The following is a 2380-nucleotide window of genomic DNA, read 5'->3' on the forward strand; positions in this document are numbered from 1 at the left end:
CCCGCCGCGAGGCGGGGCCGGAAAGCCACGGGTCTCATGCAGACAGCCGGGTTGCCTGAAAACAGAACAGGGCAACCCGGCTTTTTTTGTGCCAGGAGTATCGAGGCTTGGGGTGGGAAGAGTTCGAGGGAGTGACATCAATCAAGTGAACACAAGAAAAAAGGAGGAGAAATGAACGCAGTGAAAACATTGGGCATGGCGACGGTCCTGACGTGCTTGGCAACATCTGTCTGGGCTGGACCCTATTCACCGGGTAAGGGAGGTGCGGCTGAGGCAGGCTTTGTCGACGCCGGTATCGCCGGGTTTGTCGGCCCGGCCGGCGAGGGAGTGGCCGCCACGGCAACCAACGGCAACTACGTCAACCCCATTTTTGTTGGTTGGGCCACCAGCGTGGTGAGCTATGTGCCGTCTGATGTTATCGGCACCTACGGTCAGAACGGTATCGGGTCACAGTTTGCCAATCCGGCGCTGGCCTTGGGGCCGGTGACAGGTAACAACATGGACATCGTTTCCTTGGGTGACATGCATATGACTGAGATTGCCAACTACCAGGCCGGTACAGCAGGGTACGTCCCGGGTACGTTGACCTTGGGGTTTGATGTGGCTATCACCAATGGTCCGGGGGCGGATTTCGCCGCCTTTGAAAACGGCTTTGTCTCCAACTACAGCACCGGCGCCGGCAGCGTTTCCGGCCAGATGTTCGCCGAGCTGGGCTTTGTGGAAGTCTCCACGGACGGGATCAATTTCGCCCGTTTTCCCAGCAACTATCTGAACTACCCCAATGCCAATACAACTGGCATGGCTGACAGCAAGATCGATCTCGACGGTAACGGTACCCTGGACAGCACCGCTTACCTTACCCAGGACGTGAGCAACATTTACAACCTGGTAGGCAAGCATGCCAACGCCTACAGCGCCAGTTGGGGAACTCCCTTTAATCTCGACGATTTAATCGATAATGAATTTGTCTTGGCTGGCCTGGTCGATCTGAACGAGATCAACTTTGTCCGCATCGTCGATATCCCCGGCAACGGTACCTGGACCGATGCCAACGGCAACCCCATCTACGACGCCTGGGTCACCTGGGGATCGGGTGGTCTGGATTTCGAAGCGCTTGGTGTGATCAACGCTGCCTCGCCCGTGCCTGTCCCTGCCGCCGCCTGGCTGTTGGGCAGCGGTCTGGTCGGACTGGTTGGCCTGCGTCGGCGCCAGTCCTGAAGACACGGGTTTGCAGAGGTATTTTTTTGTTTCCCTTTCTTGCCGGCAGCGGGAGAGGGAAATTTTTTCATCTTCAAGGAGGGAAAAATGCGGACGAAACGATTCTGCACTTTAGTTGCATTGTTTCTGGTGACAACCATGGCCTCTATCGGCCAGGCAGCCGTCGCCACCTTCGAGGATCTGGAGTTATCGGCCAATTCATACTGGAGTGGCGATGACAGTGGCAGCGAACTGGGCACCTCGAGCGGTTTTACCAGCGGTGACAATTATTTCGCTAATTATCAGTATGTTGAGTGGAATCTCTGGGAAGGGTTTGCCTACTCCAACATGACCGATACGACCACTGCCGGGTATACCAATCAATTCAGCGCCATCACCGGCGGCGGGGTGAACGGTTCGGCCAACTATGCGGTCGCCTACACCTTTACCATGATGGGGCAACCGGCTCAGACCTACAACGGCATGACCACCGGCGATTATGCCCAAACCGTGGCCGGTTTCTATGTTACCAACACTACTTATGCCTACTTGTCCATGCTGAAGGGGGATTCCTTCGCCAAGGCCTTCGGCGGCGCGAATGGGATGGATGAAGACTGGTTCAAGCTGACTGTTTACGCCCTGGACGCGGATTACTCCAGAACCGGAGATGCGGTTGATTTTTACCTGGCCGACTACCGATTCGCCGACAGTTCAGAGGATTACATCATCGACCACTGGACCTGGGTCGATCTGACCGGGCTGGGCGAAGTCTATGGACTGGAATTCCAGCTCACTTCTTCCGATACCGGGCAATGGGGCATGAACACCCCTGCCTATTTCGCGATGGACAACCTGGAAACAGTCGCCGCTCCGGTACCCGTTCCCGCCGCAGCCTGGCTGCTGGGCAGCGGCCTGATCGGGCTGGTTGGCCTGCGTCAGCGGACAGGCAGGAAGGCGTAAGAGGGAGAGATCGCCTGCCCCTTTTGATGGACGAGAAAATGGTTGCAAAAGGGGCGGATCCTCCTGCATCCAGCGAGCCCGGTTTGTCAGGAGGGAGAGGTAGGGCAAACAGGCGGCATGCATTCAGAGGGGAGTATCCGATAGTTATGCGTTAACAGCCCGTTGAAAAAGCCATGTTTCCGGGAGCATGCACTCGGTACGGCACGCCAAGCCGATCAAGACA

2 protein-coding genes and 1 riboswitch are annotated in these 2380 nt (G+C 56.8%); both genes read left to right on the top strand.

Annotation, left to right across the window (positions count from 1 at the left end):
• A riboswitch (cyclic di-GMP riboswitch) is annotated at positions 1–59 on the top strand. This riboswitch is flagged as partial in the annotation.
• 112 nt (positions 60–171) lie between these two features.
• Complete coding sequence (locus Q362_RS21650; RefSeq protein WP_211248539.1) at positions 172–1218, top strand: VPLPA-CTERM sorting domain-containing protein; 1047 nt, start codon at positions 172–174, stop codon at positions 1216–1218.
• Positions 1219–1305: 87 nt separating this feature from the next.
• The gene (locus Q362_RS0117655) at positions 1306–2157 is read left to right on the top strand and encodes a DUF4465 domain-containing protein (protein ID WP_028319692.1); all 852 of its coding nucleotides are present in this window, start codon (positions 1306–1308) and stop codon (positions 2155–2157) included.
• The last annotated feature ends 223 nt before the right edge of the window (positions 2158–2380 follow it).

This window comes from Desulfobulbus elongatus DSM 2908 (assembly GCF_000621145.1).
GTDB lineage: Bacteria > Desulfobacterota > Desulfobulbia > Desulfobulbales > Desulfobulbaceae > Desulfobulbus > Desulfobulbus elongatus.

Excerpts from the sequence above, each read along its gene's own strand:
- Q362_RS21650 (WP_211248539.1), top strand. The coding sequence starts at position 172 with ATGAACGCAGTGAAAACATTGGGCATGGCGACGGTCCTGACGTGCTTG.
- Q362_RS0117655 (WP_028319692.1), top strand. The coding sequence starts at position 1,306 with ATGCGGACGAAACGATTCTGCACTTTAGTTGCATTGTTTCTGGTGACA.